The sequence below is a fragment of the Paraburkholderia ginsengisoli NBRC 100965 genome, from assembly GCF_000739735.1.
In the GTDB taxonomy this organism is placed as follows: domain Bacteria; phylum Pseudomonadota; class Gammaproteobacteria; order Burkholderiales; family Burkholderiaceae; genus Paraburkholderia; species Paraburkholderia ginsengisoli.
Genome location: NZ_BBJF01000014.1, coordinates 128233 through 147837, shown reverse-complemented (window position 1 = coordinate 147837; position 19605 = coordinate 128233). Strand labels below are relative to the sequence as shown.

General features: G+C 65.1%; 22 protein-coding genes. 11 read left to right on the top strand and 11 right to left on the bottom strand.

From position 1 onward, the window contains the following. Nucleotides 1-194 precede the first annotated feature (194 nt). From BGI01S_RS21455 to BGI01S_RS21440, 4 genes are read left to right on the top strand one after another with little or no spacing between them, the layout of a single operon-like run. Nucleotides 195-1214 carry an ABC transporter substrate-binding protein gene (locus BGI01S_RS21455; RefSeq protein WP_042328032.1) on the top strand — a complete coding sequence of 340 codons (1020 nt, stop codon included), beginning with the start codon at nt 195-197 and terminating at the stop codon, nt 1212-1214. 1 nt (nt 1215) lies between these two features. Then, the gene (locus BGI01S_RS21450; protein ID WP_042328031.1) at nt 1216-2013 is read left to right on the top strand and encodes an ABC transporter ATP-binding protein; all 798 of its coding nucleotides are present in this window, start codon (nt 1216-1218) and stop codon (nt 2011-2013) included. Continuing rightward, a complete protein-coding gene (locus tag BGI01S_RS21445; protein WP_084585451.1) occupies nt 2006-2911 on the top strand; it encodes an ABC transporter permease in 906 nt (301 codons plus the stop codon). Before BGI01S_RS21450 ends, BGI01S_RS21445 begins: the two co-directional genes overlap by 8 nt. A gap of 1 nt (nt 2912) precedes the next feature. Next, nucleotides 2913-3830 (top strand): LysR substrate-binding domain-containing protein, encoded by a 918-nt coding sequence (locus BGI01S_RS21440; protein WP_042328030.1) that lies wholly within the window; start codon nt 2913-2915, stop codon nt 3828-3830. Here BGI01S_RS21440 and BGI01S_RS21435 read toward each other — a convergent pair. Genes BGI01S_RS21435 through BGI01S_RS21410 form a run of 6 tightly spaced genes read right to left on the bottom strand, consistent with a single transcriptional unit; the run spans nt 3761 to nt 8575 of the window. Further along, the gene (locus BGI01S_RS21435) at nt 3761-5497 is read right to left on the bottom strand and encodes an L-aspartate oxidase (RefSeq protein ID WP_042328029.1); all 1737 of its coding nucleotides are present in this window, start codon (nt 5495-5497) and stop codon (nt 3761-3763) included. The two genes, BGI01S_RS21440 and BGI01S_RS21435, sit on opposite strands and share 70 nt — an antisense overlap. 21 nt (nt 5498-5518) lie before the next feature. Then, nucleotides 5519-6166 (bottom strand): fumarate hydratase C-terminal domain-containing protein, encoded by a 648-nt coding sequence (locus BGI01S_RS21430; RefSeq protein WP_042328028.1) that lies wholly within the window; start codon nt 6164-6166, stop codon nt 5519-5521. After that, nucleotides 6156-7073, bottom strand: a complete 918-nt coding sequence (locus tag BGI01S_RS21425) for a fumarate hydratase (RefSeq protein WP_255219761.1) — start codon at nt 7071-7073, stop codon at nt 6156-6158. The genes BGI01S_RS21430 and BGI01S_RS21425 overlap by 11 nt, the downstream gene beginning before the upstream one ends. 22 nt (nt 7074-7095) lie before the next feature. After that, nucleotides 7096-7503 carry a succinate dehydrogenase, cytochrome b556 subunit gene (sdhC, locus tag BGI01S_RS21420; protein WP_042328027.1) on the bottom strand — a complete coding sequence of 136 codons (408 nt, stop codon included), beginning with the start codon at nt 7501-7503 and terminating at the stop codon, nt 7096-7098. After that, complete coding sequence (locus tag BGI01S_RS21415) at nt 7500-7844, bottom strand: succinate dehydrogenase/fumarate reductase transmembrane subunit (RefSeq protein ID WP_042328026.1); 345 nt, start codon at nt 7842-7844, stop codon at nt 7500-7502. The genes sdhC and BGI01S_RS21415 overlap by 4 nt, the downstream gene beginning before the upstream one ends. Further along, a complete protein-coding gene (locus BGI01S_RS21410; RefSeq protein ID WP_042328025.1) occupies nt 7841-8575 on the bottom strand; it encodes a succinate dehydrogenase/fumarate reductase iron-sulfur subunit in 735 nt (244 codons plus the stop codon). The genes BGI01S_RS21415 and BGI01S_RS21410 overlap by 4 nt, the downstream gene beginning before the upstream one ends. 288 nt (nt 8576-8863) lie before the next feature. Between BGI01S_RS21410 and BGI01S_RS21405 the strand changes: the two genes are divergently transcribed. After that, nucleotides 8864-9622, top strand: a complete 759-nt coding sequence (locus tag BGI01S_RS21405) for a GntR family transcriptional regulator (protein ID WP_042328024.1) — start codon at nt 8864-8866, stop codon at nt 9620-9622. 30 nt (nt 9623-9652) lie between these two features. Here BGI01S_RS21405 and BGI01S_RS21400 read toward each other — a convergent pair whose 3' ends face one another. After that, nucleotides 9653-10585: a 2-hydroxyacid dehydrogenase gene (locus tag BGI01S_RS21400; RefSeq protein ID WP_042328023.1), complete on the bottom strand. Its 933-nt coding sequence runs from the start codon at nt 10583-10585 to the stop codon at nt 9653-9655. Nucleotides 10586-10880: 295 nt separating this feature from the next. Between BGI01S_RS21400 and BGI01S_RS21395 the strand changes: the two genes are divergently transcribed. Beyond that, complete coding sequence (locus BGI01S_RS21395; RefSeq protein WP_042328022.1) at nt 10881-12386, top strand: sensor domain-containing diguanylate cyclase; 1506 nt, start codon at nt 10881-10883, stop codon at nt 12384-12386. A gap of 56 nt (nt 12387-12442) precedes the next feature. Here BGI01S_RS21395 and BGI01S_RS21390 read toward each other — a convergent pair whose 3' ends face one another. After that, the gene (locus BGI01S_RS21390) at nt 12443-12745 is read right to left on the bottom strand and encodes a putative quinol monooxygenase (RefSeq protein ID WP_042328021.1); all 303 of its coding nucleotides are present in this window, start codon (nt 12743-12745) and stop codon (nt 12443-12445) included. 263 nt (nt 12746-13008) lie between these two features. Between BGI01S_RS21390 and BGI01S_RS21385 the strand changes: the two genes are divergently transcribed. Both BGI01S_RS21385 and BGI01S_RS21380 read left to right on the top strand, forming a co-directional pair. Next, entirely contained in the window at nt 13009-13350 is a 342-nt protein-coding gene (locus tag BGI01S_RS21385) for a zinc ribbon domain-containing protein YjdM (protein ID WP_042328020.1), read from the top strand. A 43-nt stretch (nt 13351-13393) separates the two neighbouring features. Next, nucleotides 13394-13831, top strand: a complete 438-nt coding sequence (locus tag BGI01S_RS21380; protein ID WP_042328019.1) for a VOC family protein — start codon at nt 13394-13396, stop codon at nt 13829-13831. Here BGI01S_RS21380 and BGI01S_RS21375 read toward each other — a convergent pair. Both BGI01S_RS21375 and BGI01S_RS21370 read right to left on the bottom strand, forming a co-directional pair. Beyond that, nucleotides 13828-15228 carry a heavy metal sensor histidine kinase gene (locus tag BGI01S_RS21375; RefSeq protein WP_042328018.1) on the bottom strand — a complete coding sequence of 467 codons (1401 nt, stop codon included), beginning with the start codon at nt 15226-15228 and terminating at the stop codon, nt 13828-13830. The genes BGI01S_RS21380 and BGI01S_RS21375 overlap by 4 nt on opposite strands. Continuing rightward, nucleotides 15225-15896 (bottom strand): heavy metal response regulator transcription factor, encoded by a 672-nt coding sequence (locus BGI01S_RS21370; protein ID WP_042328017.1) that lies wholly within the window; start codon nt 15894-15896, stop codon nt 15225-15227. The genes BGI01S_RS21375 and BGI01S_RS21370 overlap by 4 nt, the downstream gene beginning before the upstream one ends. A gap of 257 nt (nt 15897-16153) precedes the next feature. Between BGI01S_RS21370 and BGI01S_RS21365 the strand changes: the two genes are divergently transcribed. The 3 genes from BGI01S_RS21365 (at nt 16154) to BGI01S_RS21355 (ending at nt 18306) form a co-directional block, all read left to right on the top strand. Continuing rightward, entirely contained in the window at nt 16154-16786 is a 633-nt protein-coding gene (locus tag BGI01S_RS21365; RefSeq protein ID WP_042328016.1) for a DUF5666 domain-containing protein, read from the top strand. 90 nt (nt 16787-16876) lie between these two features. After that, on the top strand, nt 16877-17518 hold the full coding sequence (locus tag BGI01S_RS21360) for a cytochrome b/b6 domain-containing protein (protein WP_042328105.1): 642 nt from the start codon (nt 16877-16879) through the stop codon (nt 17516-17518). After that, nucleotides 17515-18306, top strand: coding sequence for a molybdopterin-dependent oxidoreductase (locus tag BGI01S_RS21355; RefSeq protein WP_042328015.1), 792 nt, complete (start codon nt 17515-17517; stop codon nt 18304-18306). Before BGI01S_RS21360 ends, BGI01S_RS21355 begins: the two co-directional genes overlap by 4 nt. 46 nt (nt 18307-18352) lie before the next feature. Here BGI01S_RS21355 and BGI01S_RS21350 read toward each other — a convergent pair whose 3' ends face one another. After that, nucleotides 18353-19321, bottom strand: a complete 969-nt coding sequence (locus BGI01S_RS21350) for an AraC family transcriptional regulator (protein WP_042328014.1) — start codon at nt 19319-19321, stop codon at nt 18353-18355. Nucleotides 19322-19605: the final 284 nt, after the last annotated feature.

The window sequence follows — 19605 nt, the reverse complement described above, 5'->3', positions numbered from 1 at the left end:
CCGCCGGCCACTGGAGACACGCATGATGCTTGCCCCGCTCCTCTCGCCGCGAGCGCTCGTCGGGCCCGCGCTGCAACTGTGCCCGTTGATGCAGGCGCGTGCGCCCACGCGCTAGCCGCGCCCGCTCCCGCCTTCGCCCGATCCTTCCCCACGCGCGCCGCACCGGCGCTCCACAACCATAGGGTGTGCCAGACATGAACGTGCAGAGACTGTTTCGAACGATCGGCGTGAGTTGCGTGTTATCGGCCATGCTTGCCGCCGGCGCTGCGCGCGCCGAACTGAGCGAGGTGAAGATCGCGCGGCAATACGGCGTCAGCTACCTGCCGCTGATGATCATGCAGGACCAGAAACTGTTCGAGAAACACGCGGCGCAGGAAGGCATCAAGGACCTGAAGGTGTCGTGGGTCGAATTCGCCGGCGGCAACGTGATGAACGATTCGCTGCTGTCCAATTCGCTGCAGATCGCCTCGGGCGGCGTCGCGCCGCTCGTGCTGCTGTGGTCGCGCACCGCCGGCACGCCGGTCGAGGTCAAGGCGCTGTCCGCGATCAATTCGATGCCGCTGCTGCTCAATACGACCAACGCGAAAGTGAAGACGCTGAAGGATTTCACCGGCCAGGACAAGATCGCGTTGCCGGCCGCCAAGATATCGATCCAGGCGATCACGTTGCAGATGGCCGCCGAAAAAGCGTTCGGCGCGGGCAACCAGGGGCAGCTCGACAAGTACACCGTGTCGCTCGCGCATCCCGACGCACAGCAGGCGCTGATGTCCGGCAACAGCGAGGTCACCGCGCATTTCGGCTCGCCGCCGTTCCAGGAGCAGGAGTTGCAGAAGCAGAACGTGCACACCGTGCTCAATTCGTACGACGTGCTCGGCGGCAAGTCGAGTTTCAATCTCGTGTGGTGCACGACGCGCTTCTATCAGGAGAACCCGAAGCTCACGAAGGCTTTCATGGACGCGCTGAGCGAATCCGAAGCGTGGATCAATCACGACAAGCATGCCGCCGCCGTCGCGTATCTGCGCATTTCGAAGGAAAAGAGCAGCGTCGACGAGGTCGAGAAAATGATCACGTCGCCCGACGTGTCGTTCACCACCGTGCCGCAGAACACGATCAAATACGCCGATTTCATGGCGCGCACCGGCCTCATCAAGAAGAAGCCGGACTCGTGGAAGGACATATTCTTCCCCACCGCTCAATCCCTGCAAGGAAGCTGACATGCGCGCCGCGACCCACGCCACGCCCTATCCCGACACCTCGCCGCTCCTCGCCGTACGCGGCGTGACGCTGCAGTACAAGACGCCGAAGACGCTCGTGATGGCCACTTACCGCGTCGACTTCGAAGTGTTCAAGAGCGACCGCTTCGTATTGCTCGGTCCGTCCGGCTGCGGCAAGTCGACCCTGCTGAAAAGCGTGGGCGGCTATCTGCCGCCGACCGAGGGCACGATCTCGCTGAAGGGCAAAACGGTCACGCGGCCTGGGCCCGACCGGATGATGGTGTTCCAGGAGTTCGATCAACTGCTGCCGTGGAAAACCGTGCGGCAGAACGTGATGTTCGCGTTGCAGGCGTCGCGCCGGCTGCACGGCAAGGAGATCGAAGAGCGTGCGATGCACTACATCGAGAAGGTGAACCTCGCCGCGTTCGCCGACAGCTATCCGCACACGCTGTCGGGCGGCATGAAACAGCGCGTCGCGATTGCGCGCGGCATGGCGATGGAGCCCGACATCCTGCTGATGGACGAACCGTTCGCCGCACTCGACGCGCTCACGCGACGCAAGATGCAGGACGAACTGCTCGCGCTGTGGGAGGAAACACGCTTCACGGTGCTGTTCGTCACGCACTCGATTCCCGAGGCGATCAAGGTGGGCAGCCGCATTCTGCTGCTGTCGCCCCACCCCGGCCAGGTGAAGGCCGAACTGGAAACGGCGAGCACGCCGCAAGAAGCTGTGGCGCTCGAAAAGCGCATCCAGCACATGCTGTTCGAAGACGAGATCGAGAGGGCCGAAAATGTCTGACATGCTTACCCATGATGGTTCCGGTCAGCGCGAGACGCCCGCGGTCGTGCGGCGCTCCGAGGTGGTTCGCGAGCCCGCTGAGACGCGCGAATTCAGCGTCGTCGAAAAGCCATTGTCGCCGTTCGAGCGGCTCTACAACCAGGCGTGGATACGCAAGCTGATCATCTTGGTGCTGCTCGCGGGCGTGTGGGAAATCTACGGCCGCGTGCTGAACAATCCGCTGCTCTTTCCGACCTTCAGCGCGACCATCGAAGCGTTCTTCAAAAGCATCGCGAGCGGCGAGTTGCCGGGCAAGGCGTGGGCGTCGATCCATGTGCTGCTGATTGGCTACGCGTGCGGAATCGTGCTGGCCGCGCTGCTCACGGCGGCGGCGATCACGTCGCGCATCGGCACCGACTTTCTCGAGACGATGACCTCGATGCTCAATCCGCTGCCGGCCATCGCATTGCTGCCGCTCGCACTGATCTGGTTCGGCCTCGGCAACGGCAGTCTGATCTTCGTGCTGGTGCATTCGGTCACGTGGTCGGTGGCGCTGAATACGCACTCGGGGTTTCTGTCGGTGAGCAACACGCTGAAGATGGTCGGACGCAACTACGGTCTGCGCGGCGGCCGCTACGTGTGGCAGATTCTGGTGCCCGCCGCGTTTCCGAGCATCCTCACCGGCTTGAAGATCGGCTGGGCCTTCGCGTGGCGCACGCTGATTGCCGCCGAGCTGGTGTTCGGCGTGAGTTCGGGCTCGGGCGGTCTCGGCTGGTTCATCTACGAGAACAAGAACCTGCTCGATATCGCCAACGTGTTCGCCGGTTTGTTCACGGTGATCCTGATCGGACTCGCGGTCGAGAATCTGATCTTCCGCGTGCTGGAGCGTCATACGGTGCAGCGTTGGGGCATGCAGTGAAGTGAGCGCAATCCGCTATTTCGTGACGTTTCTGTCGGTGGCGCGGCACGGCTCGTTCGCGGCCGCCGCCGACGAAGTGTGTCTCACGCAAGCCGCCGTCGGCTTGCAGATGCGTTCGCTCGAACGTGATCTCGATCTCGTGCTGTTCGATCGCGCGGCGCGTTCGGTGTCGCTCAGCGCGCAGGGCCGCGCGGTGCTGCCGCTCGCGGAAACGCTGGTGGCCAACTACCGGCAGATCCTTGCAACCGGCGACGCCGGCGAACTGTCCGGCACGGTGCGCGTGGGCGCGCTGGTGTCGTCGCTGATGGGCGCGTTCGCCGATGCGCTGCTCCAGCTCAAGCAGCGCTATACGCGACTCGATCTGAAGCTGTTCACCGGTTTGTCGAGCGACTTCGCCGCGCGCGTCGAAAGCGGCGAACTGGATGCGGCGATCGTCGCGCAGTCGCCGTCCGCGTTGCCGGCTACGCTCAAATGGACGATGCTGTACAGCGAGCCGATGGTGTTCATCTCGCCGGCGGGCGCGCCGCATGCGTCGATTGACGCGCTGCTCGAAGAGCCGTTCATCCGCTTCGACCGTCACACGTGGACGGGTGTGCTGGTCGATAACGCGCTGCGCCAACTCGGCACTGCGCGCAACGAAATCATGGAGTTGAATTCGATCGAAGCGATCTCGGAGATGGTGCGGCGCGGTTTCGGAGTGTCGATCGTGCCGCTGCTCGCGAACGCGAACTGGACGCGCGAGTCGGGGCTGCAGGTGACGCCGCTACCCGAGCGCGTCACGCCGCGCCGGGTCGGTTTGCTCGAACGGCGCGATCACCCGCGCGAGGCGTTCACGGACGCGGTCAAGCGTCATTTCATCGACACCGCCGAGCTTTCCTCTTCGAGCAGCGATTCGCCCGGACGCACCCGCGTGAACTGAACGCGCTGCCGGCTCGCGGCGAAGCGCTCGCCTTCGAGACGCAGGCACATGTATTCGGAAGTCTCCAGATCGCCCGCTTCCGGAAAGTCCTCGCGGTAGTGCGCGCCGCGCGAATTCTCGCGCAGCAGCGCGGATTCGGTGATCGCGCGGCTAACGAGGATCAGGTTGCGCAGGTTCATCCAGTCGTGCCACGACAGATTGAAGCGCAAGTCGCGGCCGTCGACGCCGGTCCGCTCCAGTTGCGCTTCCAGTTCGCCGAGTCGATGGCGCGCGCGTTCGAGCCCTTCGGCATCGCGCAGAATCCCGACGTCGTTCCACATCACTTCGGCGAGCCCGTCGCGGATTGCTTCGAGATCGCCCGGCGGTTGATGCAACGGATGCGTGCAGCGCGCCATCGCCGCGTTGATCGTGTCTGTGTCGGCGGTGGCGAAATAGCCGTGACGCGGCACCCAGGCCGCGAGCGTGTCGCCCGCTATGCCGCCGAACACCGTCGAATTCGCCACGCCGTTGCCGCCCAACCGGTTCGCGCCATGCACACCACCCGCATCCTCGCCGGCGACGAACAGCCCCGGCAATGTGGTCGCACAATGGGCGTCGAACTCGACGCCGCCCATCATGTAGTGCGCGGTCGGCACCACTTCGACGAGCCCGCCCGCCAGATCGAAACCGCAATCGGCGCAGCGCTCGACCATGCCCTTGAACTTCTGCCGCACGCTGTCCGCGCCGAGGTGATGCATCTGCAGATAGACGCCGCCGTTCGGCGTCGCGTGCCCGGCGCGCAGTTCACGGAAGATGCTGCGCGACACCACATCGCGGGTCGCGCGTTCCGCGCGCGGGTCGTATGCCTGCATGAAGCGTTCGCCCGCGCCGGTCAGCAGATAGCCGCCCGCGCCGCGCAAGCCTTCTTCGAGCACGGTGCCGGTCATGCGCGTGTCCGCGCCCGCCAGCAAACCGGTCGGATGAAACTGCACCATCTCCATGTCGCGCAGCGTGAGGCCGGCGCGCAACGCCATCGCCATGCCGTCACAACTCTTGTCGCCGCTCGGCGTGTGATAGCGGTACATGGTCGGACCGCCGCCGGTCGCGAGCAGCACCGCGCGCGTGCGCACGAACACGAATTCGCCGCTGCGCATGTCGATCATCAGCACGCCGGCGAGCGTCGCGCCATCGCGGCTGCGGATGAACTCCACCGCGCGATGTTCTTCGAGCCGCTCGATGCCGCGCGCCCACACCTGCTCCGCGAGCCGGTTGATGATCTCGATGCCGGTCTGGTCGCCCTTGTGCACGGTGCGGTCGAACGTCTGCCCCGCGAACGCTTTCTGCCGCACGGAGCCGTCCGGGTTGCGGTCGAAGAAGCAGCCCAGCTCGTTTTCGAGTTCGCGAATCCGCTCGACTGCGCCCGTCACCAGCATCCACGCGAGGTCCTGATTCGAGAGCCACTTGCCGCCCTCGATCGTGTCCATGAAGTGCCGCTCGATCGAATCGCCCGGCGCGAGCGCGACGTTGTAGCCGCCCTGCACCATGCGCGTACAGCCGCATTTGCCGAGTAACCCTTTGACGGCAACCGTGATGCGCAGATGCGGCGCGGCGGCCTGCGCGTGCAACGCGGCGAACAGCCCCGCGCCACCGCTGCCGAGAATGAGGATGTCGGTATCGAACTGTTTCATCGCGCTGCGCTCTCCGTTGCCTCAGGCGCGAATGCCAAGCGACGCGAGCACCGCGTCGCGCTGCGTTCGCGTGTTCTGTTGGACTGCGGTGTAAAGACTGCCGCCGTGACTGTCCATCGCGACCAGCAGCGGCCCGAAGCCGTGAATGCGAAAACGCCACAGCGACTCGGGGTTGAGGTCGTCGAGATCGACGTCTTCGATCTGCTCGATCCACGTCGTTTCGAGCGCCGCCGTGCCGCCGACGATCGCCAGATACACGCCGCCAAATTCCGCGAACGCCGCGCTCGACGCCGCGCCGAGCCCGCCCTTGCCGATCACCGCGCGCACGCCGTAGGTTTGCATCAGCGGCGCGGTGAAGCGCTCCATGCGCGCCGACGTCGTCGTGCCGATGCACACCGGCTCGTAGCCCGCCGGATGTTGCGGCGAGACTTCGATGCGCCGCACATTCGGCGCGGTATGGATCACCGCGTGGCCGCGCAGATCGAAGCGCGTGGTGCGGCCATGATCGAACATATGGATCTGCGTCGCGTCGCGAATGCCGAACAGCGTGCGGTTCAGCGTGACCGTATCGCCGATGCGCAGCGCGCGGATCTGCGCTTCGGTCGCGGGCATGTCGAGCGTGTGGTGCGTGCCGCTCACGGGCGCATGCAGCGATGTTTCAATAGCCATACTCGACTCCCCGGGCGCTCAACGTAGCGCGCGCGCGGCGCGCCGAATGACACTGCATGTTCACCGCGACCGGGTTCATCGTGATGTGCGTCGCCGCCAGTTCGACATGCACCGCGAACGCGGTTGCATCGCCGCCGAGGCCCTGCGGCCCGACGCCCAGTTGATTGACCGCTTCCGACATCTGCCGCTCCAGCGCCGCGCCATGTTCGTCGGCGCAGTGCGTGCCGAGCGGCCGCGTGGCCGCCCGCTTGGCGAGCGCCACGCACAGGTCCGACGTGCCGCCGACGCCCACGCCCACGATCGTCGGCGGACAGGTCTTGCCGCCGGCCTCGACCACGCAGTCGATCACGAAGCGCCGGATCGCGTCCACGCCTTCGGCGGGAATCGCCATACGCAGAAACGAGTTGTTCTCCGAGCCGCTGCCCTTCGGGATCATTTCGATCGACAGCGTCCGCGGCGTCGCGTCGAAATCGACGTGGATCACCGGCACTTCCGCACCGCACGAATTCTGCTCGTTATGGCGCGTGAGCGGATGCACGACCGACGAGCGCAATGGATGCTCGCGCGTCGCGCGCGCGCAACCGCTGCGGATCGCCGCCTTCAGACGCAGGCCGTCGAAGTGCACGCCCTCGCCGAGCGTCACGTTGTAGATCGGCAGGCCGGTGTCCTGGCACAGCAAGTTGTCGGCCTGCTCGGCCACCACGATGTTCTGGCGCATCGTGCCGAGCACGCGGCGCGCGGTGTCGTTGCGCTCCGCCGCCTCCAGCTTCGCGATGCCTTCCTTCACGTCCGGCGGCAGCTGTTTCAGCGAGCGGATATACAACGTGCTCGCGATCTCCTCGATCAACCCGTAGTCGACGGTGAAGTCCGCCGTGTGTGCTGTCGTTTCCATCATGGTCGTTTCCATTGAGGCCTCTTTGAACGCGCGTTCACAAGGTCAGTGAAAGCGCAAACGCCATCCCGATCACGAACGCCCCGCCCGCCGTCAGCGCGATCAGGTCCTTGCGCAAGCCGCTCCACGGCCGGAACTCGATCAGCAACAGGCGCACGCCGCCGATCAGATGCGCGGCGAGCAGCGTGACGAGCCCCCACTCGGCGAACACGAAACCCGGCGAACGCGTGACGGCGAGGAACGATTCGAAACGCGCGGCGCCGTTCAGAGCAGTGCCGAGCGCCCAGAAATGCGCGGGAAGAAAAAACGCCAGTGCGAGCCCGGACAGCCGATGCACGAGAAACGCCCACCACGCCGGATGGTTGCGCGCGCGGAAGTCGAGCTTGCGGCCCGGCGTTGCGGCGCGCGCACGAGCGGCTGGCGTGGTACGGATGGTGGAGTTCATACCGCTACCCCCGCGATCAATCCATATACCGCGCGCAAACCTGCCAGTGCGAGCCCCGCGCCGATCAACATGCTTGCGCGCGCGGCCCAGGCGCCGCGCCAGTTCAGCCATTCGTCGGCGATACGGCGCAGGCCCACCGGCACGTGCAGCGCCGCCGCGATCACGAAGACCGAATAAAACAGCCCCCACGCGAGATTGCCGTGCAGACGCGCGATCACATCCACCGCGCGCAGGCCGCCATGCACGACCCAGATCATGGTCGCCAGATGAATCGCGACGCACAGCGTCAGCACCATCGCGGACAGGCGTTGCAGCCACCACGCGTCGAAGGTCCGCTTCATCGCGTGCCGCCTTTGGGTTGTGCACGCGCTGCGCGTTTGAGGCCCGCGATGCTCGCGGTCGGCGCGAGCGCTTTCGGGCAGCGTTCCGTGCACGAGCCGAGGGTATGGCACGAGTGGCAGCCGGCGTCGGTGGCCACCGCGTCCTGGCGAGCGCGCTGCTGCACGTCGCGCACGTCGTTGACGAGCGTCCATGCGCGATTCAGCGCGGCCGGCCCGAGGTAATCCGGTTTCCAGCCGACCACGTCGCAACTCGCATAGCACACGCCACAGCCGATGCACTCGATGCCCGCATCCGCCGCCCGTCGTTCGGGCGACGCGGGATCGATCTGTTCGAGCGGCGCGCCACGGTCGCGATTGCCCGCGAAGAAGCCCTTCGCGTCGCGCCATTTATCGAAGAACTGGGTCATGTCCACGGCCAGATCCTTGACGATCGGCAGGTGGTTCAGCGGCGCGATTTCGAGGACCTCGCCGGGACGCCGCAGCACTTGCGCGACGTGCGTGCGGCAGGTCCAGCGCGCGCGGCCGTTGACGGTCATCGCGCAGGAACCGCACATGCCGACCCGGCACGCGAAACGGTAGGACAGCGTGGCGTCGATACTGCGTTGAATGTGCGTGACGACGTCCAGCACGGTCTGGCTCGCGCGGCGCGGCACCTCGAACGGCTCGAAGGCGCCGTCTTCGGCCCCGCGCCAGACGCGCACGCTCAGCATGTCGCTGACGGATGGCTGCATAGGGTGATGGCCCGCTGGTTCGATGATTCTGTGGTTCGGTGGGGACTGACTGCTGAACGTCAGGTTAGCGCCGCGTGCGGGTGCGTGAAAAGCCAGTAATTCTTGGCTTGAGGACAAGGGATTCTTGCGCATGCGCGAGGGGTCGATGCAGGTGTCCCAAACCCTGTCGCGACGAGCCGACAGAATCTATCTCATCTAGATGGACTAGATGAATTTGTCGTTTAAAATCAGGGCGGGTCCAACCTTAGCGAGCGGCGTCGTGCGACTCGCGCATTTCAGAGGGTTTTCATGAGCACGCTCGCCATCAATCCGCCCGCGCTGGGCGGTACGCGGTACAAGGAAGTCAAGAGCGCGATTCTCGCCGCGCTCTCGGCCGGCGAATGGAAAGGCGGCGAATGCATTCCTTCGGAGAAGCGGCTCGCCGAGCGCTTCGGCGTGTCGATCGGCACGCTGCGCAAAGCGATCGACGAGCTCTGCGCGGAGAACATCCTGATCCGTCATCAGGGCCTCGGCACCTTCGTGTCGATGCACCAGCGCGACCGGCATTTCTTCCGCTTCTTCCGCGTTGTGCGGCGCGACGGCGACAAGGCCTATCCGGTCGTCACGCTGATCGATTTCAAAAAGGCGCGCGCATCGCGCGAGGTCGCGGCGATGCTCGGCATCGAGACCGGCGCGCGCGTGTTCCAGTTCGTCAACGGCCTCGCGCTGCATGGCAAGACGGTGCTAATCGAACACATCACCGTGCCGGAAGCCCAGTTTCCCGCTCTCACCGAGGCGAAGCTGCGCAACCGGCCGAACACGCTGTACAACTTCTATCAGGACGTGTTCGGCATCAATGTGGTCGAGACCGACGAACGCGTGAGCGTCGCGCTGGCGAACGAGATCGAGAGCGCGCAGTTGGGTGTCGAGGTCGGCGCGCCGTTGCTGGAGATCCGGCGTATTGCCTATTCGTATCATCGCAGCGCGGTCGAGTTGCGGGTGTCGCGGCTCAATACCGATGAGTACGAGTACATCGGCGCGCGGCCGGGGCGCGACGAGGAGAAGTAGGCGGCGGGTGACTCACCCCCACTCTTCGCTTCAGATCGGCGTCAATACCGGCTCGCCCGCGAAATGCCGCTTCGCGTTGCTCAGGAAGTTGTCGACGGAGGCCGTGATCGCTTCCGGCGAGCGGCCGCCCACATGCGGCGTCAGCACCACGTTGCGCAACGCCAGCAACGCCTCGGGCGGGTACGGCTCGCTTTCGTAGACATCGAGCGCGGCGCCGGCGATCGTCCCTGCGCTCAGTGCCCGCGCCAACGCGGCGGTGTCCAGTACACTGCCGCGCGACACGTTGACGACGAAACCCCGTGCACCAAGCGCCTCCAGCACGCTCGCGTCGATCAGGTGACGCGTGCCCGCCCCGCCCGGCGTCGCCACGACCAGAAAATCGCACCACCGCGCGAGCGCCTGCACGCTGTCGAAGTAACGCAGCGGTGAGCCTTCACGCGGCTTACGGTTGTGATAGCCGATCTCCATGTCGAAGCCCGCGCCGCGCCGCGCGACCTTCTCGCCGATATTGCCGAGCCCGACGATCCCCAAACGCTTGTGCGACACGTTCGGTTGCAGCGGCAGCGTATCGCGCCAGACGCCTTCGCGCGTGGCCCGATCGAGTTGCGGCACGTCGCGTACGACCGCGAGCAGCAACGCGAACGCATGATCGGCCACGCAATGATCGTTGGTGCCCGCCCCATTGACGAGCACGATGCCGCGCGCGCGGGCGTGGTCGACGGCCAGGTTTTCGTAGCCGGCGCCGAGCGCGCTAACCAGTTCGAGTTGCGGCATCCGGTCGATTTCCGCGGCGCTCAGGCCGGTCGTGCCGTTGGTCAGCACCGCGCGGATCGTCTCGCCGTGCGCGGCGATCGCGGCGTCGCGCTGCGGGGTGTCGGGCGCGTAGAGGACGTCGAAGGCGGCCTCGATGCTCGCGCGGCTCGCGTCGTTCAGGTGGATCAGCACCAGCAGGGATGGCTTCATGAAGGCGTTCTGGTTGACGGCGTGGGTGGAGGAAATCCTTGGCCGTCGAGTGTAGCAAGGCCGTTAAATACCTGCTGCGGGCAGCGCCTCGCACGCGCTCATGCGTGTTTCCGCGGCTCTGCACTCCTACGCGCCCCCCCACCTCGCAGCGCTCGCACGCCGCGTCTCAAGTCCCGCGTCGCATCGCCGTTAACCTGTTGAATAGCGTTGCGCGATACGCTGCGCCGCCCGCCTTTCTTTTCAGCCGATGCCGAACGCGCCTTAAAATAGCCGCACCTTCGATCCCGAGACCCTCATGCTCGATATTCTCCCGCGCGGCTCCGCGCCCGTTCATGTTGTCCCGCAGGAAGCGCCTTCCGGGGACGACTCCGAGATGTTCGAGCTCGCGCCCGTCTCGCTGTGGCTCGAAGACTTCAGCGGCGTGCGCGCGCTGTTCGATGCGTGGCGGACCGAAGGCGTGACCGATCTGCGTGCGCATTTCGCCGACGACCCGCGCCGGGTCGCCGAATGCGCGCATAGCATCCGCGTGATCAAGGTCAACCGCAAGACGCTCGCGCAATTCGAGGCCGCCGATTTCGCCGCGCTGACCGGCAATCTCGCGTCGGTGTTCCGCGACGACATGCTCAAGACGCACCTCGAAGAGCTTTGCCAGTTGTGGGAAGGCCACGCGCAGTTCACGAGCCAGACCGTCAACTACACGCTCGGCGGCCGGCGGCTCGACGTGCTGCTCAAGGGCGCGGTGCTGCCCGGCCACGAGGCGCGCTGGGATCGCGTGCTGGTGTCGGTCGAGGACATCACCGAGCTCGAAGGCGCACGGCGTCGTGTGACGCTCGCCGAACAGTACGTGCGCGGGCTGTTCGAACATTCGCCGGTGTCGTTGTGGGTCGAGGATTTCAGCGCGGTCAAACGCCTGCTCGACGATGCGCGCGCGGCCGGCATCGCCGATTTCCGCGTGTTCACGGATGTGCATCCCGAGTTCGTCGAGCGCTGCATGCAGGAAATTCACGTGCTCGACGTGAACCAGCACACGCTCGACATGTTCGCCGCGCAGGACAAGAAAACGCTGCTCGCGCATCTGTCCGACGTGTTCCGCGACGACATGCGCCCGCACTTTCGCGAGCAGTTGATTGATCTGTGGGACGGCAAGCTGTTCCAGCAGCGCGAAGTGCTCAACTATTCGCTCGATGGCAGCGAGGTGCACGTGCACCTGCAGTTCTCGGTGCTGCCGGGTCACGAGCAGAACTGGGATCTGGTGCTGGTGGCGCTCACGGACATCACTGCGCGCAAGAAGGCCGAAGCCTATCTGGAGTTCCTCGGCAAGCACGACGTGCTGACCAAGCTGCGCAACCGCTCGTTCTACGTGGACGAACTGAACCGTCTCGAACGCAAGGGACCGTGGCCGGTGACGATCATCATGGCCGACCTGAACGGCCTGAAACGCGTGAACGATCAACTCGGCCACGCCGCCGGCGACGCGCTGCTGCGGCGCGCGGGCGAAGTGCTCGCGAAAGCGATGGAGCCGCCGTTTCACGCGGCGCGCATCGGCGGCGATGAGTTCGCGATCCTGATGCCGGACACCGACGAGCGCGGCGGCGCGGCGATGGTCGATGCGATCCGTCAGCTGGTGGAGATGAACAACCAGTTCTATCCGGGCTCGCCGCTGAGCTTTTCAATGGGCGCGGCGACCTGCGAGCGCGGCGACCGGCTCGAATCGGGCGTGCAGCGCGCGGACCTGTTGATGTACGAGGAAAAGCGCACGCACTACGCGAATCAGCCGGCCAGGCATGCGGCGGGTGGTTGAGCGGCGGCGCTGCGCTGCGCTGCATTAGCGCAGTAGAAAGCGCGCGACGCCCCACCTCAGCCCGGCAGCTTCGCGGCCAGCACATCCACCTTGTTGATGCTCGGCGGCGACGCGAGCAACTCGCCCGCCTGAGCCATCAACGCAGCCGCCACCTTGCCGTTCAGATGCGCGTCGCGGCCGGCTTCGTCGGGAAAGGCATCGAAAATGCCGAAGGTCGACGGCCCCATCTTCAAAGCGAACCACGCGGTCGTGGCCGGCTCCTGTTCGACGAGCGGCAGACCGCCGAGCAGAAACGCCTCGACTTCCTTTTCCTTGCCGGGCTTGGCTTCGAGATGAACGTACAGAGCGAGCTTGACCATGACATGACTCCTGAGGTGGGACGCGGACCGTGGAAGCGCTTAGCGAACCATCACAAAGCGCGCTGAAGCGGGCGAGATCGTTTCGGTATCAATTGAGTATAGGCCGCGCCGCTCGATGGCGGACGCAACGCATGACGCAATCTGCGCGACCCCTTTGCGCTGCCGCAGCATCCGGCGCCGTGACTGCGTGCGGGCCGCGCGCGTCCGCTATACTCGCCGGCCCTGAAGTCACGCGCCGCCGCTGGCGGCCCGCAAAGAAAATCATGTCGACGATCCCCGCCTGCCCGCAATGCGCGATGGACAACACCTACCCCGAAGGCGACAACTACGTGTGTCCGGATTGCGCGCATGAATGGCCGATCCACGCGACCGCCTCCACCGACGATGCCGATGAGCGCATCGTCAAGGACGCCAACGGCAACCCGCTCGCCGATGGCGACGTCGTCGTCCTGATCAAGGACCTGAAGGTCAAAGGCTCGTCGATTACGCTGAAAATGGGTACCAGGGTGAAGAGCATTCGGCTCGTCGGCGGCGATCATGAAGTGGACTGCAAAATGGACGCGGGCAGCTTCATGCTGAAGGCCGCGTATCTGAAGAAGGTCTGATCGAACAGCGCGCCTCCAGGCGGCGCCCACGAGGAGCGACACGATGCTGTCCCACGTATTCGTCGGCATTACCGATTTCGAGCGTGCTTTCGCTTTTTATCAGCCGCTAATGGACCCGCTGGGACTGCAACTGAAGTTCCGCGACGACGATCCGGGCTGGGCCGGCTGGATGGCCGCCGACGCGCCGCGTCCGCTGTTCCTGATCGGCCAACCCTATGACGGGCGCCCCGCGGTGGCCGGCAATGGCCACATGATCGCGCTGCTCGCCGCCGACCGCGCGACCGTCGACCGGGCGCATGCCACCGCGCTCGCTCACGGCGGCGCGTGCGAAGGTCCGCCGGGTTTGCGTCCGCAGTATCACGCGAACTATTACGGCGCCTACTTTCGCGATCCCGACGGCAACAAGCTGTGCGTCTGTTGCCACGAACCGCAAACGCTGGGCGCGCCCGCCGCGCCGGCCGTTGGCCAGGCCGGCGATTAGACGCGCGGAAAGCGCAACTCGAAGCGCACCACGCCCGGTGTCGGACACGCGACGCTCGCGGTGCCGCCATGCAAATGCATGATTGCCTTGACGATCGCGAGCCCCAATCCGCTCGATTCGGTGAACGCACTGCGCGCCGCATCCGCGCGATAGAAGCGATCGAACAGCCGGTCGAGTTGCGCGGCGGGAATCGGCGCGCCCTCGTTTTCGACCACCACGGCTGCGCCCGACTCGTCCTGTACGCCACACAGACGCACGACGGTATCGCTCGCGCCGTAGCGCACCGCGTTGACCACCAGATTGTTGATCGCGCGTCGGCATAGCAGCGGATTGACCGACGCTACGCCTTGCGCGTCGACTTCAAAGCGCATGCCGCGTTCGTCGGCGAGGCCTTCGAAATAATCAGCGATCCTGACGAGTTCCGTGTGCAGATCGACCGGCTCGCGTTCGATGGACAGCGCCGCATGGTCCGCATGCGCGAGGAACAGAATGTTCTCAGCGATATGGCTCAAGCGGTTCAATTCTTCGAGATTCGATTCGAGTAGTTGCTGATATTCGTCGGGCTCGCGCGGCTTGGCGAGCGTCACCTGGGTCTGGCCGATCAGCGCGCCGACCGGCGTGCGAATTTCGTGCGCGAGGTCGGCGGAGAACTGTGACAGGCGCTGATAGCCGTCCGCGAGACGGTCGAGCATCGCGTTGAACGCGTGCGTGAGCTGCCGCAATTCGACCGGCGCGGCGTCGCTGTCGAGACGCACGGACAGGCTCGCCGGACTAATTTGCGCGGCACGCGCGGCGATCGCGCGAACCGGCCGCAACGCGCGGCGCAGCACGTACCACGCGAGCAGCGTCGCGGCCAGCATGCCGGTCAGCGTCGCGAGCACGATGCGATTGCGGTACGCGGCGAGCATCTGTACTTCCTGCGTCATCGGGTGCCCGGCGATCACTTCGACTTCCGCGCCGTCCTCGCGCGCTCTCGCAGTGGCGATCGCCCAATGAACCGGCACGCCGTCGGCGAGGCGGGTCTGGTGAATGTCGGCGAAACTCGGCACGCGGTCCACCGCGCCGGCCGGCAGCGCGGGCACCGCGACGTTCGCGGGGTTCACGTCGACGAACGGCGCTTCCCCGGGACGGCGAAACAGCAGCACGTCCTGCTCCGCGCCGAGCATGGTTTCGAACAGCAGCGGCCGCGTCTTCAGTTCACTGACCGAATACAGGTCATGCACGATCCGGCTGAAATGCTCGACGCGGCCGGTCAGCACGACGTCGGCGCGGCGTTGCAGCGACACTTCGGCGGAGTGATAAAAGTACGCGCCGAGCGTGCCGATCACCACGCATGCGATCAGCGCGAACAGCGCCGTGGTGCGCGCGGTCAGCGAACGCTCGGTCCAGAGTCTCATGCGCTGTCGCCGAATGTATAGCCGATGCTGCGCACCGTATGGATCAGCTTCTTCTCGAACGGATGATCGACCTTCGCGCGCAACCGTTTGATCGCAACATCCACCACGTTAGTGTCGCTGTCGAAGTTCATGTCCCACACTTCCGACGCGATCTGCGAGCGCGACAACGCTTCGCCCTGGCGGCGCACCAGCAGATGCAGCAGCATGAATTCCTTGTTGGTGAGCGGGATTTCGACGCCTTCGCGCGTCACTTTACGGCGCAGCACGTCGAGCTTGAGGTCGGCGACTTCGAACACATCACTCTCGCGGATCACGCCACGGCGCAGCAGCGTGCGAATGCGCAGCACCAGTTCGGTGAACGAAAACGGCTTGACGAGGTAATCGTCCGCGCCGAGTTCGAGACCGCGAATGCGGTCGCTGACGTGATCGCGCGCCGTGAGAAAGATCACCGGCAGATCGCGCCGCGCGCGCAATGCATGCATGATCTCCCACCCGTCGATGCCGGGCAGCATCACGTCCAGCACCACGAGGTCGTATGAATGTTCGAGCGCCATGTGCAGACCGTCCGTACCGGTGCGCGCGAGATCGACCGCGTAGCCGCTCTCGCGCAAACCCTTCTTCAGGTAATCACCGGTCTTCGGATCGTCTTCGATGACGAGAATGCTCATGGTGCTCGGTGCTCCAATTCGGGATGCGGCTCGCGGCCTGGCCTCGCCCTCTGGCTCCAACTCAGACCGCAATTCAGGCAGTAACTCGCGGCGTTCTCCGGCGCGCGGGGGAACCGCAGCGCCGGAGAACGCCGACGCGGCCCATTCTACGTGGCGGCGACGCGCGGTTCATGACGTTTTTGTCATCTGTCTGTCACCCTGACGAGCCACTTGGCGGCCTAATCTGTTCGAACCGTTCACCACCCTGGAGCAGATACATGAAGATCGTTTCCGCGCATGCGCTGCGCGCACTCGTCGCCCCCGCGCTCGTCGCCGCCGCTTTGCTCGCGAGCACGAGCGCCGCTCAAGCCCAAAACGCCGCGCCGACTGGCGTGCGCGGCACGGTGACGTCGCTGTCGGGCGATCTGCTCAAGGTCCATACCCGCGACGGCAAGGACGTCGACGTGAAACTCGCCGCGGACACACCGATTCGCGGCGTCACGCTCGCCAACGTGAGCGACATCAAGCCGGACAGCTACGTGGGCACCGCCGCGATTCCGCAGGCCGACGGCACACTGAAGGCGCTCGAAGTCCACGTGTTCCCGGCCAGCATGCGCGGCTCGGGCGAAGGCCACCGTCCGTGGGATCTCGGTTCGAACAGCACGATGACCAACGGCACGGTCGGCTCGCTGGTGGTCAGCAACGGCCGCACGATCACCGTGAAGTACAAGGACGGCGAAAAGAAAATCGTGATTCCGCAAGACGTGCCTATCGTCAGCCTGCAACCGGGCGACCGCTCGCTGCTGGTGCCCGGCGCGAAGGTCGTGCTGTTCGCGCACAAGGAAGCGGACGGCTCGATGACGGCGAACTTCATCTCGGCTGGCGAGCACGGCGTGACGCCGCCGATGTAAGCGCACATCGCAATGTTTCGTTGACTACAGGCAGCCGCGTTGCGTGATGACGCGGCTTTCCATTTTCCATTCGTGTCGTCTTCCTCGCTCATGACCGAACCGCAAGCGCGCCTGCTCGTTCACCCGCTGGTCGTCCGTGTGACGCACTGGATCAACGCGTTCGCGATGGTCTGCATGGTGATGAGCGGCTGGGCGATCTACAACGCGTCGCCGTTCTTTCCGTTCCGCTTCCCCGTGTGGGCGACCGTCGGCGGCTGGCTGGGCGGCTCGATCGCCTGGCATTTCGCTGCGATGTGGCTGCTCTGCGCGAACGGATTGCTGTATCTCGCGTACGGTATCGGTCGCGGACATTTTCGCCGCAAACTGTTGCCCGTCTATCCACGCGAAGTCGTACGCGATGCGGCGTTAGCGCTGCGCTTCGAACTCCCGCACGATACCGGCAAATACAACGCGGTGCAGCGTGCGCTGTATCTGTTCGTGCTGGCGCTCGGCGTGTTGCTGGTCGCCTCCGGGCTGTCGATCTGGAAGCCCGTGCAATTCTCGTGGCTCACCGCGCTGTTCGGCGGTTTCGATTTCGCGCGGCGCGTGCATTTCGTCGCGATGGCGGGCGTGGTCGGATTCGTCGTCGTGCATCTGGCGCTGGTGCTGCTGGTGCCGCGCACGCTACTGCCGATGCTCACCGGCCGCGCGCGGCGTGCCCACGGTACCGCGCATCAAAGGACTCAGGCATGAGCGCATCTAAACCTCCCCGCGCCGGCGACGTCGCCGACGCCCGGCAATCGCGGATCGTTCTCGCCGATCATCGGCCGCAAATCGAGCGGCTGCAGCGGCGCCTCTTTCTACGCTCGTCGCTGTCGATCGGCGCGCTCGCGATGCTCTCGGGCTGCAACATGCAGGACAACGATTCCGTCGACAAGGTGTTGTGGGCGATGTCGCGCTGGAACGATCGCGTGCAGGCGTGGCTGTTCGACCGCAACAAACTCGCGCCGACTTATTCGGCCCGCGAGATCACCGACCCGTTTCCATTCAACGCGTTCTATCCCGAGTTCGACGCGCCCGATATCGACGGCTCCACCTATCAACTCGAAGTGTCGGGACTCGTGGCGGACAAGCGCAGCTGGAATCTCGATCAGCTACGCGCGTTGCCGCAAGCTTCGCAGATTACGCGCCATATTTGCATCGAAGGATGGAGCGCGATCGGGCAATGGCGCGGCGTGCCGTTTCGCACGTTTCTGGAGCGCATCGGTGCGGATCTGAGTGCCCGCTATGTCGGCTTCAAGTGCGCGGACCGCTATTATTCGAGCCTCGACATGGCGACCGCCCTGCATCCGCAAACGCAATTGACGCTCGACTTCGGCAACGCGCCACTGCCCGCGAAGTACGGCTATCCGCTGAAGCTGCGCGTGCCGACCAAGCTCGGCTTCAAGAACCCCAAGCATATCGCGGCGATTTTCGTGACCAATACGAATCCCGGCGGCTATTGGGAAGATCAGGGCTACAACTGGTTCAGCGGCTTATAGACGGGCGGGCGCTTGCCAGCGCGCGCCGTACCGCTCACGCAGCCGCCTAAACAGCGGTCACGTAACGCGCCACCGGCTTCTGCACGCGCGGCGCCGGCGCGTCGTAGACAGTGCGCATGCGTTTGACTTCGTCGACCGGACTCAGGCCGAACAGCCGCTTGAACTCGCGGCTGAATTGCGACGCGCTCTCGTAACCGACGCGCGCGGCCGCCGCGCCCGCACTCAATCCATCCTGCACCATCAGCAGACGCGCGTGATGCAAACGCGTGGTCTTCACGTATTGCATCGGCGAGGTCGCCGTGACGGCCTTGAATTGCGCGTGAAACACCGCGAGACTCATGCCCGCTTCGGACGCGAGCGTGTCGACGTCGAGCTGGCCGTGGTAGTCCGCGTGAATGCGGCGCAGTGCTTTGGCAATGCGGCCGAAATGGTTCTGATGCGTGAGCGCCGCGCGAATCGCGTCGCCCTGTTCGCCGGTCAACACGCGATAGCATATTTCTCGTACGACGCCGGGCGCGAGAATGCGCGCGTCGAGCGGCGACGCCAACGCGTCCATCAAACGCTGCACCGCGTTGCAGAGCGCCGGGTCGAGCGGCGTCGAATAGATGCCGGCCGGTTCATGCTGCGTGGCGCCCTGCGTTTCGTTCAACGCCATCAACAACTCGGCGACCATGGTCAGATCGACGCGGATGGAAATCGCGAGAAACGGCTCCTCCACACTCGCCTCGGTTTCGCACTCGAACGGCAGCGGCACCGACAACACCAGGTACTGCTGCGCGTCGTACTGGAACGTCTGATCGCCGAGAAAGCCGCGCTTGCGGCCCTGACAAACGATCACGATACTCGGCTCATACATGACCGGCATGCGCGGCATCGGACTGTTCGCGCGCATCAGGTTGACGCCTTCCAGACTCGAACGTGTGATGCCGGAATTGGGGGCGAGCACGTCGAACAGATCGACTACGCGCTGCTGCGCCGGATCAATCGAGACAGGCCCGGTAGTGGCTGTGGACATGACGGTATAGTGACGAGCAAGAGAATAATGCTTGAAATTTAGCATCAAACAACCTATCGCGCTGCTCGCCAGGAGCTTTAGGCAAATCTTCAAGACATTCAGGCATTCCCGCACTCGCTCCCCGCTCCTATCATGGGAACCCTGCCGGATCATCTTTTTCCGCGCTGCGCCGGGCCCGGTTGCCAATCCAACGCTTCGGCGGATTCAGCAATCAACGCGTCGACCGTCGCCGCCGTGATCCCGGTTCAAGCCAGGGCTAGCCGCATCGGCAACGCGCGTTGCCC